Source organism: Brevibacillus nigriterrae, assembly GCF_049846925.1.
Lineage (GTDB): Bacteria > Bacillota > Bacilli > Brevibacillales > Brevibacillaceae > Brevibacillus_H.
On sequence record NZ_JBNCMT010000058.1, the window covers coordinates 1 to 18,548 of the forward strand.

Below are 18,548 nucleotides of genomic sequence, written 5' to 3' on the forward strand. Positions count from 1 at the left end.
GATAGTAATGCAACCATTACGGTGAATGGGGCAGACGTTAGCCCAGGAGTAGTCTCAAGCAATATTTCGTTGACGGCAGGCGATACCAAAACAATAACAGTTGAAGTAACAGCTCAAAGTGGATATACCAAGACCTACACGTTAAGCGTAACTCGAGCAGCAGTATCGACAAATGCAGATCTAAGCAATCTTGTATTATCGGAAGGTGCCTTATCTCCGACGTTCAGCCCTAGCACGACGTCGTACACGGCAAGTGTTCCAAATAGTACAGCAAGTATTACGCTACGACCAACTTCATCTGAAAGTCATGCGTCAATCAAGGTTAACAATCAAAGCGTAACGAGCGGTACACATTCAGGAGCCATTCATTTGACCGTTGGGGATAATCCGATTGCTGTGGCAGTAACTGCTCAAGATACGATTACAACCAAAACCTATACTGTTACAGTGAAACGAGCAGCGCCGAATTTTCCGCCGCCGATTCCTACCATTCCGGTGACTGGAGTATCTCTACATACATCGAGCTTGGTGTTAAAGGAAAAGAGCGAGCCAGCAGTGCTTTTGGCCACCATTGCTCCGACCAATGCAACCAATCAACAAGTAATTTGGGGCAGTTCGAATCCAACAGTGGTAGCCGTCGATCAGAATGGAAGGGTAACCCCTCTTCAAGCGGGAGAGGCCATTATTACCGTAACAACGGTTGATGGCAAGAAAGTAGACACTTGTCGTGTAGTAGTCATTCCTGCACTGGTCAGCTTGGAGACATCTCAAAACAGCTTTTTACTGAAGCCAACAAAATCACAGCGCTTCAAGGTATACGCAGTGAATTCCGATGGCAAAAGGTTGAATGTGACCAGCAGTAAAAAGACCACCTACGAAGTCAAACCAAGTGACTTAGCAAGCGTAGTCGCAGGAAATATTACGGCAGGAAAAAATGAGGGAGACGCCGTTTTAACCATCCGTTACGAAGGGCAAACGATTGAACTGCCAATTCACATAACCAATGAATCAGTGAAGAAGGTAACTTTGTCAGAAAACAATCTTGTTATGGAACCAAACGAGGCAAAAGAGATTGAGGCAACAGCGATCTTTGGTGACGGAACAGAAAGAGTCGTGACAAAGGAAGCGACCTGGACTTCTAACAATCCGGAAATTGCTCAAGTGACAAATGGAGAAATCGTGGCACGTTCAACGGGAACAGCGAAGGTTACCGTTGCCTACGGAGGGAAAAAGACGGAGTTGATTGTAAAGGTAGAAGAAGCGAAGAAGGTGAAGCGATTAACGGTCGATGCCCGTTCGTTCACGATTTCAAAAGATAAGAGCAAGCAAGTAACCATAACGGCCACCTATGAAGATGGGACAAAGAAAGACGTTACTGGACTTGTGGAATGGACAGTATCCAATCCGAAAGTTGCTAGTGTAGAAGAAGGACTGATAATGGGCCAAACAAAGGGCAAAACCACGATAACAGCCATGTACCAAAACAAGAAAGTTGTTCTTTCCGTAACAGTCAAATAATCATGACAAGACAAATGCCCGGACATTGGTTCCGGGCATTTGTTTCTGCACTTAATTGATAATAGCCAGTTCCCTCGTACTCTTCACCACTCTGATCATGCACATAAAAATGCACCGACTTTTTTCTCCAAAGCCAGTAATTTCAAGATGGTTTCCTCCAAAGTCTCAGGTCAGGTCACAGCTTCTTTTGATCTTTCGGTTTCTGCCCCGTCTTTTCCTGATTGCCTGGAAATACGACTCTTTCCCATTTAGTCATAAAATAACCGAAGAGCAAAACTACCCCGATACCAATCAGAAATACAACCAAGCCTGACATACTGCTCACCTGCCATAAAAAGATTTCCTGTATTTGTATACGAATGAGGAATCAAACAGTTCCAAAGAAAACCCGCTTCCATTCAGAAGCGGGTTTGGCTATACATGTCAGGAAAGCTTCGTTGTGATGTGTGTGAAGCTTTTTACGTCAAACAGACCGAGGTCAGTAAGCTTTAGCTCTGGAATAACCGGCAGACTGAGGAACGACATCGTTAAGAAAGGATTGAAATGGTTGCGGAAGCCGACTTGCTCCAGTGCAGCATCGATCTGTGAAAGCTGACGTAACAGGGTTTGATTGTCCTGATCGGATAGAAGTCCGGCAATCGGCAGGGGAAGCGTCACACAGGTGTCTTTCCCGGATTGGACAACCAACCCTCCATTCATTCTTTGGATGGTCTGTACCGCTTGAATCATATCCTGATCATTCGTGCCTACTACGATGATGTTATGCGAATCGTGTCCAACGGTAGAAGCGATAGCACCTTGGGTAAGTCCAAATCCTTTGACAATCCCGAGTCCGATGTTGCCGGTATTGCGATGTCTTTCGATAACCGCTATTTTCAGTTGATCGTTCTCAATAGATGGAGTGAAGTAACCTTCTACTGTAGGAACCTTCTCAACGATTTTTCTGGTGATCAAGCGGTTGGGAATGATTTCTATGATATGCGCTTCTCCTGTTGCCCCAATCGGAATTTGCAGATCGCTCACTTCCACGTTTGATAGGTGGACAGTCTCCTTCAGGTGGGGAGGTGGTTCAACCGTGTGTATGGCTTTGCCTACATAGCTACCATTGCGTGCTACGAGCTCACCTGCTTTGTAAACCTCACTGATTGTAACCGTATCAATGTCATCGAGCAGGATGAAATCCGCTTCATAACCGGGAGCAATCGCACCTTTGTGACGCAAGCCATAGCATTCTGCGGTATGCAGGGAAGCGATCTGGATCGCCAGCAGAGGATCAACCCCTCGTTTGATGGCCAACCGCACATTGTGGTCAATGCTGCCTTCCTCCAGGAGGTCGTCCAAATGCTTGTCATCTGTGCAAAAGAGGCAGCGACGAGCGTTTTTCTCCGTAATGACAGGGATCAGAGAGTCCAGATCCTTGGCTGCGGACCCTTCTCGAATGAGCAGATACATTCCCCGACGAATTCTCTCTTGTGCATCGGCTACCGTCGTACATTCGTGGTCTGTTCGAATTCCTGCAGAGGCATACACGTTGAGCGAATCGGAATCCAGACCTGCTGCATGTCCATCAATCAGTTTGCCATGTTGTGTTGTTGAGATTAGCTTGTCGAGCATGTCATCTTTCCCCTGCAAAACAGAAGGGTAATCCATCACTTCTGCAAGACCTAACACTCTCGGATGGCTGAGAAATGGTGCAAGATGCTCCGCTTTCAGTTCTGCCCCTGCATTTTCAAAAGGAGTGGCCGGGACGCAAGAAGGCAACATAATAAATACGTCTAACGGGATCTTTTCTGAGTCATCGATCATATACTGAATACCATCTACGCCCGATACGTTGGCAATTTCGTGAGGATCAGTAATCACGGTTGTCACGCCATGGGGAAGGACTACCTTGGCAAATTCACTTGGTGTTACCATGGACGATTCTATATGCACGTGGGCATCAATAAAGGCAGGGGACACATACCGATTCCTGGCATCGATCGTGTGGTGTCCTTCATATTGACCGATCCCTACGAAATATCCATCGGCAATCGCTATATCACCGATGACAATTTCCCGATTAAATACATCAATGATTCGTCCATTTTGAATCACCAGATCGGCCGGTATCTTTTTGCTGGCCACAGCGATTCGTTTTTTCAAAAGTGCTTTATCCATGCTCATCTGATTCTCTCCTGATTGTCAAACGGTGAGCACAAAGAGAGAGACTCTCTCTCGTAGTCAAACCATTTACGGTAGTTTGGTAGAAACTTTTGGACCCTATCTCCAAGATTATACGAGTGAAAAAATGAAATTGTGTTCATGAAGTTTTTTGAATCGGTAGTGCAGATTACAGAATGAAACCAGCAAATGGTTCATAATCTCTATCATAAATAATTTTTGTGTTGAAAGGAACTTTTGGATGAGGAAAATGAGTAAAGCTTTCGTAGCAATTGCAACAATCGGCTCCCTGGTTGTGACCGGATGTGGAAGTGATTCACTAACGATCCCGACTGGCAACGGTCAGGTAACGGTAAGCAGTTCCGATGACAAGACGGCAGTAGTTGAAACCAAAGATGCAAACGGTAATACACAGACGACTACTTTCACCGGCGAAGGCAAGCTGCCTGAGAAATTCCCCAAGGAAATTCCCATTCCTGACGGAGCAACCATACAAGCAGCGATTACAAGCAATGACAGCATGACAGTTGCTGTTGATATTGCCAAGAACTTCGACGACACTCTTAAGATATACAAGGATTACATTACTCAGTCAGGATATTCAAACGTTACCGAAACCTTGATTGAAGATTCATACATGGCGAGCGGTGATAAAGATGGGAATCAAGTATTGATTACGATCAGCAAAACCACAGATGATCCGAATTTGATGAATGTAGCGATTGTTTACGGCCCTAAAAAGTAAAAGAAAAAGCGCCCACTTCACGTAGAGGTGGGCACTTTCTTTTTTTTGGCGGGAAAAGGTGAAAAGCGATTTTCCAGCAACAAATCAATGCATTCTTCGCTGGTCATCGAGATACTGAGATGGATCTCAGGGACGTGAGCGATGAATTTTTGTTTGTCGATACCGTATATGAGTTGTCCTGTCGGATGTATGTCAAAGATCGTTATGTCCTGCTGCATTTCTTCAGCAAGCTTGCGCAGTTGGTGCAGGGCATCAAGAATTTCTCCAGTATAGGGGAGATAAGGCATTCTTTTGAGGTCCTGTAATGCATCCAAAAGCTGCTTTCGGTAGAAGTTAACCAGTATTTGGTTGCGTTCATTCATCATGGTGATCACCAACTGTCTAATTGATAAAAGGAGACGTGTTAGCTTAATACTAAGTTTGTTTGGTAGAAAAAGAATGCATCGAAAGTAGGAAATTAGAAAATGCTTAAATTCCACTGTTGAGAGAGTTTTTCTAACAGTTTGACGCCTGCGATGGAATTGCCTTTGTCGTCTAAGGCTGGACCAAAAACGCCAATGCCCATACGATGGGGCACACTTGCCATAATGCCGCCGGATACACCGCTTTTCGCAGGAATTCCAGCAGTAATCGCAAACTCTCCAGATGCGTTGTACATTCCGCAAGTAATCATAAAGGTTTTGCACGCACGAGCAATTGGTTCCGGAATGATTTGCTCATTGGTATAGATGTCTTTACCGTTGCAACTAATGACACTGGCTGCACGGGATATTTCCACGGCAGTCAGTTCGATTGCGCAATGTCTGATATACAAATCAAGAATGTCTTCAATATTGCCTTCGAGTACACCGCTGTCTTTCATAAAGTACGCTAATGCCCGATTGCGATCAGCGCTTTGCAACTCAGAGCGATACACTTCTTCATTGATCGTGATCTGCTGATTTCCCGTCAGTTTTTGGAGGAAGTGGAGGATTCTCTGTTCTTTTTCCATGTTGTCTCGCCCTTGAATCAGGGAAGTAACTGCAATGGCACCGGCGTTGATCATCGGATTGAATGGGCGATGAGGCTTGATCGTTTCCAGCTTGACGATGGAGTTGAACGGATCACCTGTTGGTTCCATCCCTACTCGGCTAAACACGTGCTCAAAGCCTTTATCTTGAAGGGCAAGCATCAATGTGAATAGTTTGGAGATGCTTTGCAAGGTGAATTTTTGGTGGGCTGCTCCGGCAAAAATTGTTTCCCCGTCTACGAATGTGACACTTACGCTCAAGTCTGACGGATCTCCCTTTCCAAGTTCCGGAATGTAGGTAGCTACTTGACCGTACGCGGTATAGGGCTGCGACTCATTCAGAAGTGTTTGGAGCTGGGACTGAAGTGCTTGTTTATCTGCTTGCAACATGACCATATGACTCTTCCCCCTGTCTATCTATCCATCATTCTACGTCTGTGAAAGGGAAGCGTCAAACGGTATCCGGTGGCAAAATATTTGATCTATTTGATGACTCGTTTTGCTTTCTTATACACACCAAGTGGGTATTCATTTATGGTCATGATACAGACTTTACCGCAAGACTCAGACGCATGGAGCATCTTGTTGTTGCCGAGGTAAACAGCCACATGACCAATCTTGTCTTTTTGGTTCTGGCGGGAGAAAGTATCGAAGAACAAGAGGTCTCCTTTTCTCCTTTGATTGTTTGTGATCCGTTTTCCTTTTCTGCTTTGTTGTCTGGAGTTTCGAGGAAGTCGGATTCCGTGTTTGCCATAAATGTATTGCGCGAATGAACTGCAATCGAAATGACTCGTTCTCCACGGTTTGGCGCCGAATAGGTAAGGAGTACCCAGATATCGTTTCCCGAAGGAAATAATTTTGTCCGCTTTTTTCGCCCATGATGACATCTGCTATTCCCTCCTTTCTTCATTAACTAAACATATGATGAGTTGGAGATCACCCGTATGGACAGACGAAACGGTTGCCAGAAAATATGCTCTTGTCCTGTTCTAAATTCTTTACGTGGGAATAAATCTGAATGAAATGAGAAGAATGTAGGCTAGAATCGATGAATGAAGGAGGCAGTTGATGGATAACGTGAGACAACGATTTCAACAAATTTTGGAAAAGTTCGGTTGCCTGGACTTTCATGTGAAATTCGAGTTTGGGGATTATTCCAACTCCATCATCTCCAAGGATCACCTGCATGAGCCACAACTTGTTTCTGCACTGGATTTATCGTTACCTGATGTAGAGAAGGATCCCGAAGCACCCAATTGGACAATGTTTACGAATGAATTTTTGCATTTTCAGATGAATTTCACGGCTATCGATGAGATTCTGGATTGGATTGAAAGAGAGTACGGTTGGAGCAACGTATATCCCAGTTCCATATTTGCAAGCCAATTACGGTAGCCTCCATGATATAGTGGAGGTTTTTTCTTTTGGTATATTCTTGTAACATATGAAGACCAACAACGTCTAACAAAGTGAAAATGCAAGAAAATTCCTAAGGAGGAATCGTTTGTGTGGAAGAAAATGCTTCATTCTTTTGTTGCATTGATGGTTGTTTTCATGATGGTAGTGACCGGAGCATCTGCTGCTGATTCATTACCCCCAGGAAGCATTGGTGTAGAAAAGACACTGTTACAGAATGGCTTAAAATTTAACATGATCCTGAGTCAAACGACAGACCCATTAGAATTAGGCTCGATCCTGTTCAAAGTCAAAACAAAGGTGACTAACGTTTCCACAAAGCCGATTACCTACATTATTAACGGATGCGATGTTGGGATTCACTCTGATGTCATCTTGGAGAATGGCTCAACACTTCCGCTTCATAACCCGCCTGGTTGCACAGATATTTATGCTGTAGAAGAGCTTGCGGCAGGCAAAAGCATCGAGAGGGAAGAAGTGTATACGACCAAGCTCACTTCCAACACAATTGTGCCCGATCAGTACAATCTCAAAAGTACTTTCCAGCGTGGCGATCTGTACAATCAACAGTATGTAGAGCTGATAACCCCGTTTGCAGGCGGGATTACGTTGGCGACGAAACCATTGGAATTGAAAGCAAAGTTGACGAAGAATTCCAGCAAGTATGATTTGAATGTGGATGGACTAGTGAAAGACACCACGGTTCAAAAAGTATATCTAACCGTAGGAAAAACCAAATATCCGATGAAGATTCATCCTCAAACCAAGAAGCTGTCGCTGAAAAAGAAAATCAAAATAAACGGCGAAGTCCCCAATACGGCAACCATGGAAATTGAGTATGCCGGACAGATAAAACATTTTGTAACAATTCCGATAGAAATCTCTCCAGAAAAGTAAACAGGGATAAAACCTCCATAAATGGTCAACACTTTTTGGTAAAACGATCATTTTTATGGAGGTTTTTTGTATGGCTGGTTTTATCATGAAAGTCATCATGTTACCTATTATTGTTGCATTATCCGATTATTTTCTCGCCAATGTTGATTACGGTTCTCTCTATCGTGCTGTGATGGTGGGTGTGATTCTCGCGATTGTGGGACAACTGATGGAAGTCATGATTTTGAAGAGAGGAACGATCTGGACCAGTACAGTGTTGGATTTCGTCACTGCCTTTGCCGTCATTTACTTTAGCCAATACTTTTTCCCAGGGGCCGGGGTCACCGTATTAGGGGCGTTCATCGTCTCTGTTGTGATCGGATTGGTGGAGTATTTGACACACACCTGGCTTGTTCGAAGCGGAAGAGCTGAAAAAGCATAAATCCCATCATCCCCAATTACGATGGAACATGCGAGACACTCCTCGAACATACATAGAGGAGTGTCTTTTATTTGGTATGAGGATGGTCCAACTGGCAGTTCTGTACAGGAAGTCATGAGCGAAGAGAGAATATGTATGCATTGATCTGTTTATTTTTTTAGTCCAATCGAAATGAGGGATCAGCATATGAATGTCATTTCAAAGGATTTTCATATTTACTCTTTTGCGAGTGAGATGCAACCAGTGGCTACGGTAGAGCCAGGGAGTCAGCTTGTTTTTGAAACCTATGACTGTTATCGTAATCAGCTTACCCATCCCTCCACACATGAAATACTCAGGCTGGACGGTGCCAATCCAGCTACCGGGCCAGTTGCGATTCTTGGAGCGGAGCCAGGAGACATTTTAAAAGTAGACATACTCTCCATTGAGTTGAATGACACTGGTACGATGAGAATTCGTCCGGGTGTGGGGGTACTGAAAAACTGCGTTGAATATCCGGAAGTGCGCAAGTTGCCCGTTTCTAACGGTCTAGTCTCAATTACCGATGATCTGAAGATTCCGATTCGTCCGATGATTGGCGTGATTGGAGTAGCTCCTGCAAAAGGCAGCATACAAACTCTGTCACCAGGGGATCACGGTGGCAACATGGATACCAAGGAAATTACAACAGGTGCGACGCTGTATTTGCCCGTTTTTCAGAAAGGTGCTTTGTTCGCTCTTGGTGACTTGCACGCTGCCATGGGCGATGGAGAAGTGGCGATTTGTGGCGTGGAAATCGGTGCAAAGGTGGAAGTGCGTGTAGAGGTACTCAAAGGAACCGCCATTTCTCAACCGATCCTGGAAAATGATGAGTACATCTATGTAATATCATCCAATGAAAGTGTGGATAAGGCGAGTGAACAGGCTACAGAGGGCATGTTCCGTTTCCTCAAGGAAAGAATGACTCATCTGACAGACAACGAAATTGTGCTTCTGATGGGTGCTACTGGTGATGTGCGGATTTCTCAATTGGTTAACCCGTTGCGTACGGCCAAATTTCGCATGCCAAAAGCTTATATCACCTATACAGTCGCACGGTAAGGAAAGGACGCTGAAAAAATGAATAAAGGAAAACTGCTGAAAAAAGGGGACACCATTGGCGTAGTCGCTACTTCAAGCCCGTGCAACGAAGAGAAATTGGCAAAGGTCAATGAGTTGGTGCAACTGGGGTTCCATGTAAAAATTGCGGAGACGTGTTATCAAAATTACGGCGGTTATCTCGCAGGTACACCAGAAGCTCGAGCAAGTGAAGTCAACGCCATGTTTGCCGATCCCGAGGTAGATGCCATTATGTGTATGCGTGGTGGGTATGGTTCACCGCAAATTCTCCCGTTGCTTGATTATGAGTTGATCCGAGAGAATCCGAAGCTGTTTATTGGCTACAGCGATATCACTGCCCTACATTCTGCTCTTGGACAAAAAGCCAATCTGGCAACCGTGCATGCGTTTATGGCCTCGGTCGGGATCATGTCTGAGGTTGATGAATTCTCCAGAGATTCATTGCTGCGGGCTATTACAACTCCTGAACCACTTGGATTCATTCAAAATCCCGAGGGTGAAGAGATGCAATGTCTGGTGGGCGGGCATGCTACCGGTCCCATTGTTGGGGGAAACCTGTCATTAGTATCAGCATTAATGGGGACACCTTATGAGCTTGATACAAGAGGCAAAATTTTATTCCTGGAGGATATTGGCGAAGAGCCGTACCGGGTGGATCGCATGCTTACCCAACTGGCACTTGCGGGTAAATTCGCCGATGCTGCGGGCATTCTGATCGGGACGTGGACCAATTGCGAGCCTGTGAAGTACGAGAACAGCTTTGAGATTCTCGACGTGGTTCAAAACATCATTGTTCCATACAACAAACCGACGATTTGGAATCTGCAAGCTGGTCACGGCTCGGTGAATATCGCATTGCCATTCGGTGTGCGATCTACCATGAACGCTTCTGATTGCACGCTGTTTATTGAAGAAAGTGTAGTTGACGAATAAAGGGAAAGCACCGAGGGGATCAAGTGAAACCCACGGTGCTTTTTGCTTGTTTTATATTTATCGATCTTTTTCGGCTCCTTGCCCCGCCATATACCGCAAAAATTTAATATGATCCAGCGCCTTCTGCTTGTCTTCATCACGTAATTGTCGTACTTCCTGCAAAATAAGCCGCTCTATTTCAGTGTTAGCCGTGTCTGTATCAGAATGGTCACCAAGAGGTTTTAAAGAAGTCGATTCTTCTCCAAAAATGATGTAATCTGCTGACGCCTCCAATACTTTGGCCAATCGGGAGACATCCTCGTGTGTTGGATTGGTATACTCTCGTTCCCAGTTGGAGATAACCTGTGATGATACGTTAACATGGGCTGCCAGATTTTGCTGTGTCCAGTTCTTTTTTTTACGCAACGTTTTGATTCGATTTCCAATTGTGCCCATCCGATCACCTCCATAAAAATAATCATAGCAACTACTAACGCATATCGGTAGTTTTGTAACGATATTTGAGAGTATATGGATAATATTGGTTGACTATAACAAAATCCGTTAGTATTATTAATGTAAATCTTTGTCTAATGGTGGAGGTGTACCGATGATTCATGAAAATGTTGAGCGGATTCGAAAGGCAAGGGGGGTAACCAAGACACACATTGCCAAAAGGCTGCATCTTTCCTTGCAAGGCTACAGACACATTAGTACAGGCAAAGTGCGGATGGATGTGGAGAGACTACGAATTATTGCAGAGGTACTAGGGGTTGAACCCGCCGTTTTTTTTAGCAACGAACTAACGGAATCAGTTATAAAGTATATCTCTGATCAGAATCCGCATGACATACGTCCATTTCCATACACCGGAAAATACATAGATGAGATTTTGGCTGGATCGATTATTTCTTAGGGGAGATTGAAGATGAAGATCGCACGTGGCAATTGGAATCGCAGGCTTCTGACCATACTGGAACAGACCTATCCAACAGACGCACGTCTTATGGCAATGAAAACAGAGGAAGGAGAACAACAAAATCAGGCGTATGCCGAACGTTTGTCAGCTTATCGCAAAATGATCGAACGAAATGGAGCAACCAATCACGAAGAAAATCCAAACCGCACATGACCGATTACAGAGCTTTCAATTTGCTTCAACTGTTAAAAAACAAAGGACCCTCTTTCAGAACGTTGTCATACTGCCAAAAGGTATGAAACGAAAAGACAGGGGGTCTACTTTTTTGCCAGGGTGGAAATGTTATTATTGTGTGCTTGTATTAAGGAAAATTTTTTGAAATTTGATGTCCTTTCCATATAGACTTTTTTGGTGAAAGGTGCTAATTTATTAGATAAGAATATTGATTTCATGCGGTTTTTAGGTAAAAAATACGTCCTTCACACACGGACATTTGTATCTGTGGAAATTACTACAAATGACAAAATGATGATGGAAGAGATTTGTTAGGAGGGAATTGCGGTGGGTAGCAAAGTGTTAGATCAATTTTTACAAGAAAATTTGGCTGATTTGAAAAGTAAGGGTCTCTATAATGTAATCGACCCGTTGCAGAGTGCGAATGGACCAATCATTACCATCGCAGGAAAAGAACTGATTAACCTGTCATCTAACAACTACCTCGGATTGGCTACCGATCCTCGACTTGTCGAGGCAGCAACAGCAGCGATCCATAAGTATGGTGTTGGTGCTGGAGCCGTGCGAACCATCAATGGAACACTGCAAATCCACATCGACCTCGAAAAGAAACTGGCCGAATTCAAGCACACGGAAGCGGCAATTGCCTACCAATCCGGATTTAATTGCAACATGGCGGCCATTTCTGCAGTGATGGATAAAGACGACGCCATTCTTTCCGACGAGCTGAATCACGCGTCCATTATTGACGGTTGCCGGCTGTCCAAAGCAAAAATCATTCCGTTCAAACACGCTGATATAGAAGATTTGCGTGCCAAGGCACAAGCCGCCAGAGATTCTGGTTTATACAAAAAGATCATGGTGATTACGGACGGTGTATTCTCTATGGACGGAGATATCGCCAAGCTTCCTGAAATCGTTGAAGTAGCAGAAGAATTCGACCTCATCACGTACGTAGACGATGCGCATGGTTCTGGTGTATTGGGTAAAGGAGCAGGTACTGTCAAACACTTCGGGTTGTCTGACAAGATCGACTTCCAGATCGGAACCTTGTCCAAAGCAATTGGAGTTGTTGGCGGTTACGTAGCAGGTCGTCAGGATTTGATCGACTGGCTGAAAGTACGCAGCAGACCATTCCTTTTCTCTACGGCATTAACTCCGGGAGATGTAGGCGCAATCATTCGTGCTCTGGATATTTTAATGGAAAGCACTGAACTCCACGACAAGCTGTGGGAGAATGGCAACTACTTCAAAAAAGGACTCAAGGAACTTGGGTTCAATATCGGAGAGAGCGAAACGCCAATCACACCTTGCATCATCGGTGAAGAGAAGCTGACTCAGGAATTCAGCAAGCGTCTATACCAGGAAGGCGTTTATGCAAAAGCGATTGTATTCCCAACGGTAGCGAGAGGAACAGGCCGTGTACGCAACATGCCAACTGCCGCACACACCAAAGAAATGCTGGACCAGGCAATATCCATCTATGAAAAAGTAGGCAAAGAAATGGGGATCCTTTCATGAAAAAGATTTTAGTCACCGGGGCGTTGGGTCAAATCGGTTCTGAGCTTGTTACAAAGTTGCGTGAAATCTATGGAGCAGACAATATCGTAGCTACTGATATCCGTAAAGTAGAAGATAATCCGGTGGTGCAGGCAGGACCATTCGAAATTCTCGATGTGACTGATGCAAAGACTATGTTTGACATCGCAAAAAACTATCAGGTAGACACGGTGATGCACTTAGCTGCCTTGTTGTCTGCTACCGCTGAAGCCAAACCGCTGCTTGCGTGGAACCTGAATATGGGCGGTCTTGTAAACGCATTGGAAGTGTCTCGGGAGTTAGGTTGCCAGTTTTTCACCCCGAGCTCCATTGGCGCATTCGGTCCAACTACACCAAAAGACAATACACCGCAAGATACCATCCAGCGTCCGACCACCATGTACGGTGTCAATAAAGTAGCTGGTGAGCTTCTTTGCGATTACTACTTCCAGAAATTCGGCGTAGATACCCGTGGTGTCCGTTTCCCTGGGCTGATCTCGTATGTAACCCCTCCAGGTGGCGGAACGACTGACTATGCCGTTGAAATCTACTATGAAGCGATTCAAAAGGGTAAGTATACGTCCTATATCGGTCAAGGAACCTACATGGACATGATGTATATGCCAGATGCCTTGAATGCGATCGTCAACCTGATGGAAGCAGACGGGTCCAAGCTCATCCACCGCAATGCATTCAACGTAACGGCAATGAGCATCGAACCAGAAGATGTTGCTGCAGCGATCAAAAAGTATATCCCGGAGTTCACAATGGATTACAACGTCGATCCGATTCGCCAAGCGATTGCCAACAGTTGGCCAAACTCCATCGATGCCACAGCGGCAAAAGAAGAATGGGGCTTTAAGGCAGAGTACGACTTGGATCGCATGACGCAGGACATGCTGGAGAAGCTCAAAGAAAAATTTTTTACAGTAAGTAAATAGAAACAAATTCCATATTACAATAGACAAAGGCAACCATACACAAACATGATGGTTGCCTTTTTTCAGCTTAACTTGAATGTAAGGAGAGGAAAAATATGACAAACACGCAAGAACTTCGTGAGTATCTCATGAACCTGGATCGTGAATTTGACCAAGTGACAGCCGAAAGAGGATTGGAAGGCTGGGTATCGTACTTTGCCGAAGATGGAGTAATGGTTCCGGCCCAAGTTGACGTAATTAAAGGGCAAGACGGTGTCCGCCAGGCGATGAGCAAATCATTCTCGCTTCCACAGTTCTCTCTGCGGTGGGAGCCGCTCGATGCGCAGGTGTCCGAGGATGGCAGCCTTGGATACACCTATGGCAAGTACACTCGAACCAATCTGGATCAGGATGGAAACGTGCAAACCGGAACAGGAAAATACACAACCATCTGGAAAAAGCAGCAGGATGGAAGCTGGAAAATTGTATTGGATATGGGTAATTAAGAACTTTCCGACTGATTTTGCCAGAGCAACGAAGGTGTAGCAGAGGTGGGGACAGTGTTCTTGTTTACGAATCTTTCCAAAACCATAGCTACACCATCTTTATCATTTTCCAAAGTTATTTCATTTGCTATGTTCTTTAATTCTTCAATAGCGTTTCCCATGGCGACGGAGTAACCGCAAGACTGAAACAATCCCAAATCATTAAAGTCGTCCCCAAAACACATGGCATCGCTCAGTTTTACTTGCAGTGTGTTTAGTATGTATTCTACAGCACACTCTTTGGACGCTACAGGAGACATAATTTGAATTAGTTGTCCAGAATCTGTTACTAGAATGTTTAACTCTTTACCGTATTTGCTAACTAATTCTTTCGAGAAAGAAAAATCAGTCAATAATATCTTTGTACAATCATGCGAGACTAACTCATCAAAAGAAATGATTGAAGGCTTATCTTTTACTTTCATCATTTCTCGATAATCTAATGATTTGCTGCTAAACCATTTATTTTGAACCTCGATACTTATATTTGCATCAGCGTTCAAAAAAAGGCAAAACTCAATGATCTCCTTTGATTTTTTACTCGGTATGGAAAAGTGGATTGTTTGATTAGAAATTTTACAATCAAACATTGCTCCGTTATAGTAAATAATTGTGCCGAGGGAGGATAAATTAATTTCTTCGAAGAGAGTAGACCGCGGAGGACGAGCCGTTGCAAATATCAGGTGAATTCCTTTATTTCGAATTGCTTGAAGTATCTCAATCGTCTTCCTTGAAATTTTCTTAGCCGAATCTAATATTGTACCATCTAAATCTAGAATAATTGCTTTTGGTTCCATATTCCCCAAACTCGCCTCCCAAAATATAATTGTTATTGAGTTAAGTAGCCACAAAATTAAATTTTATATATATTACCATATTTACAACGTCGTTTCGGGGAGTTTTGTGATTTACAAGAAAAAAGGCCAATACGGCCTTTTTTTGTTACTTCTTCTCAATAATCCCGAAACGGATCCGGTCGTGCAGGTGGAATTGGGTAAGATTCGTCGTAGTCTCTTCTTGGCGCTCGCGATTTATCAACCGATCCAACAGGAACTTTATTCTCCACAGAATAAATCATTTCTTCTCTTGTTTTATCGCCCATCGGTGTTTTACCCAGGCTGTTTTCTTGTGTCATGTCTTGTTCTACCATGTTTTGGCTCACCTCCATCCAGCTTACTATGTGCAAGTGAACGGGAGGCTATGCCAGCAGTTATTTATGAGTGGCAGGATGACCAAATCTTTCGAACTGTATCACCAATCGGTTCATGGATGACGACGTCAAATAGTGAATCATATCCGGTTGGCTCTGCATTCACTAAGACGAGGATTCGATCAGGCTGCAATCTCGCAATCTCCACTAGCTGATTAATGGGAGACACCTTCAGTGAACTGCCCATAACCAGGAAAACATCCGATTGTTCTACTGCTTCAACAGCCACATCCATTTTCTGGACAGGATCTCCGAACAGGACAACGTTGGGCTTTAGAACTTCTTTGCAATATTCATTGGTGCAAACAGGGAGATCCAGCTTCATGATGTAGTCGAGCGGGTAAGGGTTCATGCAAGAAGGGCAGTAGGCGCCCTTGGCATTGCCATGGGCCTCCAGTACCGTTGTGCTTCCTGCTTTGGCATGAAGTCCGTCGATATTTTGGGTGATGACGGTCACCTGCTTACCTAACTTCTCCAGGTTGACGAGAAATTGATGTCCGTCGTTCGGCAGGTAGGTATCAGCCGATTTGAGGGCAAACAATTCTTTGAAAAAAGACCAGAAATCTTTGGGGTCGTATCTCCAATAGCTGGTTGAGAGCTTATGTTCTGTAAAGGTGTTCCAGAGTCCTTTGTTCGAGCGGAAATCAGGAATTCCTGACTCTGTGCTGATTCCTGCACCAGTTAGTACAGCGATATGCTTGGCATCTCTTAGATAGCGAGCCGCTTTTACAACTCCCATGTATTGCACCATCCCTCACATTGACCAGCTACTTGCTGAAATCTTCTTTGGTACATCCAAATACCTCAACAAACCCTCTTATGCCAGTATCCGTAACTTCAACCGCACGGGTATTGGCCAGACGTTTGATCCAATCTTGATAGTTCGAGCGTGATCGAACTATTTATCCTCTATACTAAGTGGTATCTATTTCAAGAATACTCGATTGTCAAAGTCAGGAGGAAGAAAACATGAACATGAATCAAACCTCAACACACAAAACAATACAGCCGCCCATTCTTTACTACGGTACTCCCGTTGTCCTGCTCACAACTTTGAATGAGGATGAAACAACAAACATCAGCCCGATTTCATCGTCGTGGGCGCTTGGTGACACGATTGTGCTGGGTCTTGGAGTTGGCGGCAAAGGATTGGAGAATCTGCAGCGACATGGTGAATGTACTCTCAATATTCCAGACCCTAGTATGTGGCAGGGTGTGGAAGCATTGGCTCCATTAACAGGAGCAGATCCGGTCCCCGCCTACAAACAGCAGATTGGTTTTCGCTATGAAAAGGATAAGTTCCAAGCTGCCAATTTTTCAGCCACCCCATCTGTTGCTGTAAAGCCCGCTCGTATTATGGAATGTCCCATTCAAATCGAGTCAAGAGTTCAGACGATACGCATCCCTGACTACTCGCAAATCTTTGCTATCGTCGAGGTGCAAGCTGTACAAGTTCATGTGCATGAAGAATTGATCGTGAATGAAAAGCATATCGATCCTGCCAAATGGAGTCCGCTGATCTACAATTTCCGCCATTATTTCGGACTAGGTCAGCCACTGGGAAAGACATTCCGGGCTGAGGCCTAATTTTTGATTTTCCTATTTTTGCCTCCTGTATTATAATTAAACTTCTACTGACAACAATGACAGCTAGATAAACAGGAGGATGAGCAGAAATGAAATTGGAGAGAGAAATACTGATGAGTCACTTGCTCCAAATCGGGATTACAGAAGCCTGTGGCAAACCCATCGAAGAAGCCACATTGAGTGAGCTGCAACAGGAATGGGCCAAGCACGAGAGCAAGACAGACACCACTACCAGAGAGAAAAAGTAGGCTACAGTTCGTTTATGATATCTCCTGCGATCAGCGAATTAGGCGATTTTCGCTTCGAGGCAGCTTGGTCTCCTGCGTATCCATGCAGCCAGACACCAAAACAGGCAGCATGATCTGCGGATAAACCTTGTGCAATAAATCCTGCAATGATGCCCGCTAAAACATCACCGGATCCGCCTGTGGCCATTCCTGGATTGCCTGTTGGATTGATATACGCTGCTCCATCCGGGGTGGCGATTACCGTACGAGCACCTTTTAACACTAGGATGACACGGTGACGAGCGGCAAAGGATCGGGCGATTTCGATTCGGTTGCGTTGGATCTCTGCCGTTGTCACACCAAGCAATCTCGCCATCTCACCTGGATGTGGCGTGAGAATGGTCGGGTGTGAGCGCAAGGACCATTCTGCAAAATCTGCTGTGTCAGCGATCATATTCAGCGCATCCGCATCCAGAACGAGAGGGCAGGAACTTTGCTCCCAAATGGTACGCAACCAACGGGAATCATCAGCAAAGCGACCCAGGCCAGGCCCGATGACAGCAATATTGCGAGTAGTGAGAACAGCAAGCAGTTCTTCGACGGAGTTGAGTGAGTGAGTCTTTCCAGCAAGCCCCTTCAGCATTACTTCCGGGACAAGTCCCATGAGCGAAGGAACCAGCGATTCAGGGACTGCCCATGTGACGAGACCGCTGCCTGTACGGAGAGCTGCTTTGCTGCATAACAAACCAGCCCCGCTCATCTCTTGGCTTCCCGCGCAAACAAGCACATGCCCATACGTGCCTTTGTGAGAATTGTTTTGCCGAGGTTGATCCGTGCTGTCAGCAAAGTGCTCCTCCAAAAATGTTTTTGACAAAAGGAACGTGCGAATCCCGAATTGGTCAGCAAAGGAAGGCCAAATCCCGATTGTTCGCACGATAACCTCACCTACTGCATCAAGACCGGGGTACTGTGTGAGACCGCGTTTTAAGAACGCCAAGGCGACTGTCCGTGTTGCTTTCATACAACTGTCATGAAGCTGTCCGGTGTCAGGATCCAGTCCGCTTGGTATGTCAATGGAGATGATGGGTCGTTTACTCCGATTGACTTCCTGAATGATGTCTGCATAAGGGGAACGAGGAGCACCTTTTGTCCCTGTTCCGATCAGACCGTCAATGATTCCATCGTACG

General features: G+C 44.9%; 24 protein-coding genes and 1 riboswitch. Of the genes, 14 read left to right on the forward strand and 10 right to left on the reverse strand.

Annotated elements, in window-relative coordinates; all coding sequences use genetic code 11:
- Nucleotides 1–1,518: Ig-like domain-containing protein (locus ACPW7N_RS25660; RefSeq protein ID WP_425654660.1), on the forward strand; the 1,518-nt coding region annotated here is incomplete at its 5' end.
- A 175-nt stretch (nucleotides 1,519–1,693) separates the two neighbouring features.
- Here the strand turns inward: ACPW7N_RS25660 and ACPW7N_RS25665 are convergent.
- The gene (locus ACPW7N_RS25665; protein ID WP_425654661.1) at nucleotides 1,694–1,834 is read right to left on the reverse strand and encodes a hypothetical protein; all 141 of its coding nucleotides are present in this window, start codon (nucleotides 1,832–1,834) and stop codon (nucleotides 1,694–1,696) included.
- Nucleotides 1,835–1,941: 107 nt separating this feature from the next.
- A complete protein-coding gene (ade, locus tag ACPW7N_RS25670; RefSeq protein WP_425654662.1) occupies nucleotides 1,942–3,684 on the reverse strand; it encodes an adenine deaminase in 1,743 nt (580 codons plus the stop codon).
- A gap of 34 nt (nucleotides 3,685–3,718) precedes the next feature.
- Nucleotides 3,719–3,820, reverse strand: a riboswitch (purine riboswitch).
- Between the two features lie 111 nt (nucleotides 3,821–3,931).
- Here ade and ACPW7N_RS25675 point away from each other — a divergent pair.
- Nucleotides 3,932–4,426, forward strand: a complete 495-nt coding sequence (locus ACPW7N_RS25675; RefSeq protein ID WP_425654664.1) for a hypothetical protein — start codon at nucleotides 3,932–3,934, stop codon at nucleotides 4,424–4,426.
- 17 nt (nucleotides 4,427–4,443) lie between these two features.
- Here ACPW7N_RS25675 and ACPW7N_RS25680 read toward each other — a convergent pair whose 3' ends face one another.
- The 3 genes from ACPW7N_RS25680 to ACPW7N_RS25690 all read right to left on the reverse strand — a co-directional run bounded on the left by ACPW7N_RS25680 (nucleotide 4,444) and on the right by ACPW7N_RS25690 (nucleotide 6,322).
- Nucleotides 4,444–4,788, reverse strand: a complete 345-nt coding sequence (locus tag ACPW7N_RS25680; RefSeq protein ID WP_425654665.1) for a hypothetical protein — start codon at nucleotides 4,786–4,788, stop codon at nucleotides 4,444–4,446.
- Between the two features lie 95 nt (nucleotides 4,789–4,883).
- Nucleotides 4,884–5,825: a glutaminase A gene (gene glsA, locus ACPW7N_RS25685; protein WP_425654690.1), complete on the reverse strand. Its 942-nt coding sequence runs from the start codon at nucleotides 5,823–5,825 to the stop codon at nucleotides 4,884–4,886.
- A gap of 92 nt (nucleotides 5,826–5,917) precedes the next feature.
- A complete protein-coding gene (locus ACPW7N_RS25690) occupies nucleotides 5,918–6,322 on the reverse strand; it encodes a C40 family peptidase (protein ID WP_425654666.1) in 405 nt (134 codons plus the stop codon).
- A 181-nt stretch (nucleotides 6,323–6,503) separates the two neighbouring features.
- On the opposite strand from ACPW7N_RS25690, the gene ACPW7N_RS25695 reads away from it, so the two are divergent.
- The 5 genes from ACPW7N_RS25695 to ACPW7N_RS25715 all read left to right on the forward strand — a co-directional run bounded on the left by ACPW7N_RS25695 (nucleotide 6,504) and on the right by ACPW7N_RS25715 (nucleotide 10,200).
- Nucleotides 6,504–6,830: a hypothetical protein gene (locus ACPW7N_RS25695; protein ID WP_425654667.1), complete on the forward strand. Its 327-nt coding sequence runs from the start codon at nucleotides 6,504–6,506 to the stop codon at nucleotides 6,828–6,830.
- A 111-nt stretch (nucleotides 6,831–6,941) separates the two neighbouring features.
- Nucleotides 6,942–7,748 (forward strand): hypothetical protein, encoded by an 807-nt coding sequence (locus ACPW7N_RS25700; protein ID WP_425654668.1) that lies wholly within the window; start codon nucleotides 6,942–6,944, stop codon nucleotides 7,746–7,748.
- A 70-nt stretch (nucleotides 7,749–7,818) separates the two neighbouring features.
- Nucleotides 7,819–8,169 (forward strand): DUF2512 family protein, encoded by a 351-nt coding sequence (locus tag ACPW7N_RS25705; RefSeq protein ID WP_425654669.1) that lies wholly within the window; start codon nucleotides 7,819–7,821, stop codon nucleotides 8,167–8,169.
- A gap of 186 nt (nucleotides 8,170–8,355) precedes the next feature.
- Nucleotides 8,356–9,249 (forward strand): acetamidase/formamidase family protein, encoded by an 894-nt coding sequence (locus ACPW7N_RS25710; protein ID WP_425654670.1) that lies wholly within the window; start codon nucleotides 8,356–8,358, stop codon nucleotides 9,247–9,249.
- Between the two features lie 18 nt (nucleotides 9,250–9,267).
- Nucleotides 9,268–10,200 carry a S66 peptidase family protein gene (locus tag ACPW7N_RS25715; RefSeq protein WP_425654671.1) on the forward strand — a complete coding sequence of 311 codons (933 nt, stop codon included), beginning with the start codon at nucleotides 9,268–9,270 and terminating at the stop codon, nucleotides 10,198–10,200.
- Between the two features lie 57 nt (nucleotides 10,201–10,257).
- Here the strand turns inward: ACPW7N_RS25715 and ACPW7N_RS25720 are convergent, their stop codons facing one another.
- Entirely contained in the window at nucleotides 10,258–10,635 is a 378-nt protein-coding gene (locus ACPW7N_RS25720; RefSeq protein ID WP_425654672.1) for a helix-turn-helix domain-containing protein, read from the reverse strand.
- A gap of 154 nt (nucleotides 10,636–10,789) precedes the next feature.
- On the opposite strand from ACPW7N_RS25720, the gene ACPW7N_RS25725 reads away from it, so the two are divergent.
- The 5 genes from ACPW7N_RS25725 (at nucleotide 10,790) to ACPW7N_RS25745 (ending at nucleotide 14,297) form a co-directional block, all read left to right on the forward strand.
- On the forward strand, nucleotides 10,790–11,095 hold the full coding sequence (locus ACPW7N_RS25725; RefSeq protein WP_425654674.1) for a helix-turn-helix domain-containing protein: 306 nt from the start codon (nucleotides 10,790–10,792) through the stop codon (nucleotides 11,093–11,095).
- Between the two features lie 12 nt (nucleotides 11,096–11,107).
- Entirely contained in the window at nucleotides 11,108–11,311 is a 204-nt protein-coding gene (locus ACPW7N_RS25730; RefSeq protein WP_425654675.1) for a hypothetical protein, read from the forward strand.
- A 348-nt stretch (nucleotides 11,312–11,659) separates the two neighbouring features.
- Entirely contained in the window at nucleotides 11,660–12,853 is a 1,194-nt protein-coding gene (locus ACPW7N_RS25735; protein WP_425654676.1) for a glycine C-acetyltransferase, read from the forward strand.
- Nucleotides 12,850–13,812, forward strand: a complete 963-nt coding sequence (locus tag ACPW7N_RS25740; RefSeq protein ID WP_425654678.1) for an L-threonine 3-dehydrogenase — start codon at nucleotides 12,850–12,852, stop codon at nucleotides 13,810–13,812. The genes ACPW7N_RS25735 and ACPW7N_RS25740 overlap by 4 nt, the downstream gene beginning before the upstream one ends.
- Nucleotides 13,813–13,907: 95 nt before the next feature.
- On the forward strand, nucleotides 13,908–14,297 hold the full coding sequence (locus ACPW7N_RS25745; protein ID WP_425654679.1) for a YybH family protein: 390 nt from the start codon (nucleotides 13,908–13,910) through the stop codon (nucleotides 14,295–14,297).
- Here ACPW7N_RS25745 and ACPW7N_RS25750 read toward each other — a convergent pair.
- The 3 genes from ACPW7N_RS25750 to ACPW7N_RS25760 all read right to left on the reverse strand — a co-directional run bounded on the left by ACPW7N_RS25750 (nucleotide 14,294) and on the right by ACPW7N_RS25760 (nucleotide 16,285).
- Nucleotides 14,294–15,133 (reverse strand): HAD family hydrolase, encoded by an 840-nt coding sequence (locus ACPW7N_RS25750; RefSeq protein ID WP_425654680.1) that lies wholly within the window; start codon nucleotides 15,131–15,133, stop codon nucleotides 14,294–14,296. The two genes, ACPW7N_RS25745 and ACPW7N_RS25750, sit on opposite strands and share 4 nt — an antisense overlap.
- A 155-nt stretch (nucleotides 15,134–15,288) precedes the next feature.
- Nucleotides 15,289–15,486, reverse strand: coding sequence for a hypothetical protein (locus tag ACPW7N_RS25755; RefSeq protein WP_425654682.1), 198 nt, complete (start codon nucleotides 15,484–15,486; stop codon nucleotides 15,289–15,291).
- A 64-nt stretch (nucleotides 15,487–15,550) separates the two neighbouring features.
- The gene (locus ACPW7N_RS25760; protein ID WP_425654684.1) at nucleotides 15,551–16,285 is read right to left on the reverse strand and encodes an NAD-dependent protein deacylase; all 735 of its coding nucleotides are present in this window, start codon (nucleotides 16,283–16,285) and stop codon (nucleotides 15,551–15,553) included.
- A gap of 230 nt (nucleotides 16,286–16,515) precedes the next feature.
- Here ACPW7N_RS25760 and ACPW7N_RS25765 point away from each other — a divergent pair, with 230 nt between their 5' ends.
- A complete protein-coding gene (locus ACPW7N_RS25765) occupies nucleotides 16,516–17,133 on the forward strand; it encodes a flavin reductase family protein (protein ID WP_425654686.1) in 618 nt (205 codons plus the stop codon).
- Nucleotides 17,134–17,222: 89 nt separating this feature from the next.
- Nucleotides 17,223–17,381 carry a hypothetical protein gene (locus tag ACPW7N_RS25770; protein ID WP_425654688.1) on the forward strand — a complete coding sequence of 53 codons (159 nt, stop codon included), beginning with the start codon at nucleotides 17,223–17,225 and terminating at the stop codon, nucleotides 17,379–17,381.
- A gap of 1 nt (nucleotide 17,382) precedes the next feature.
- On the opposite strand, the gene ACPW7N_RS25775 is transcribed toward ACPW7N_RS25770, so the two are convergent.
- On the reverse strand, nucleotides 17,383–18,548 hold a 1,166-nt coding region (locus ACPW7N_RS25775; RefSeq protein ID WP_425654689.1), incomplete at its 5' end, for an NAD(P)H-hydrate dehydratase.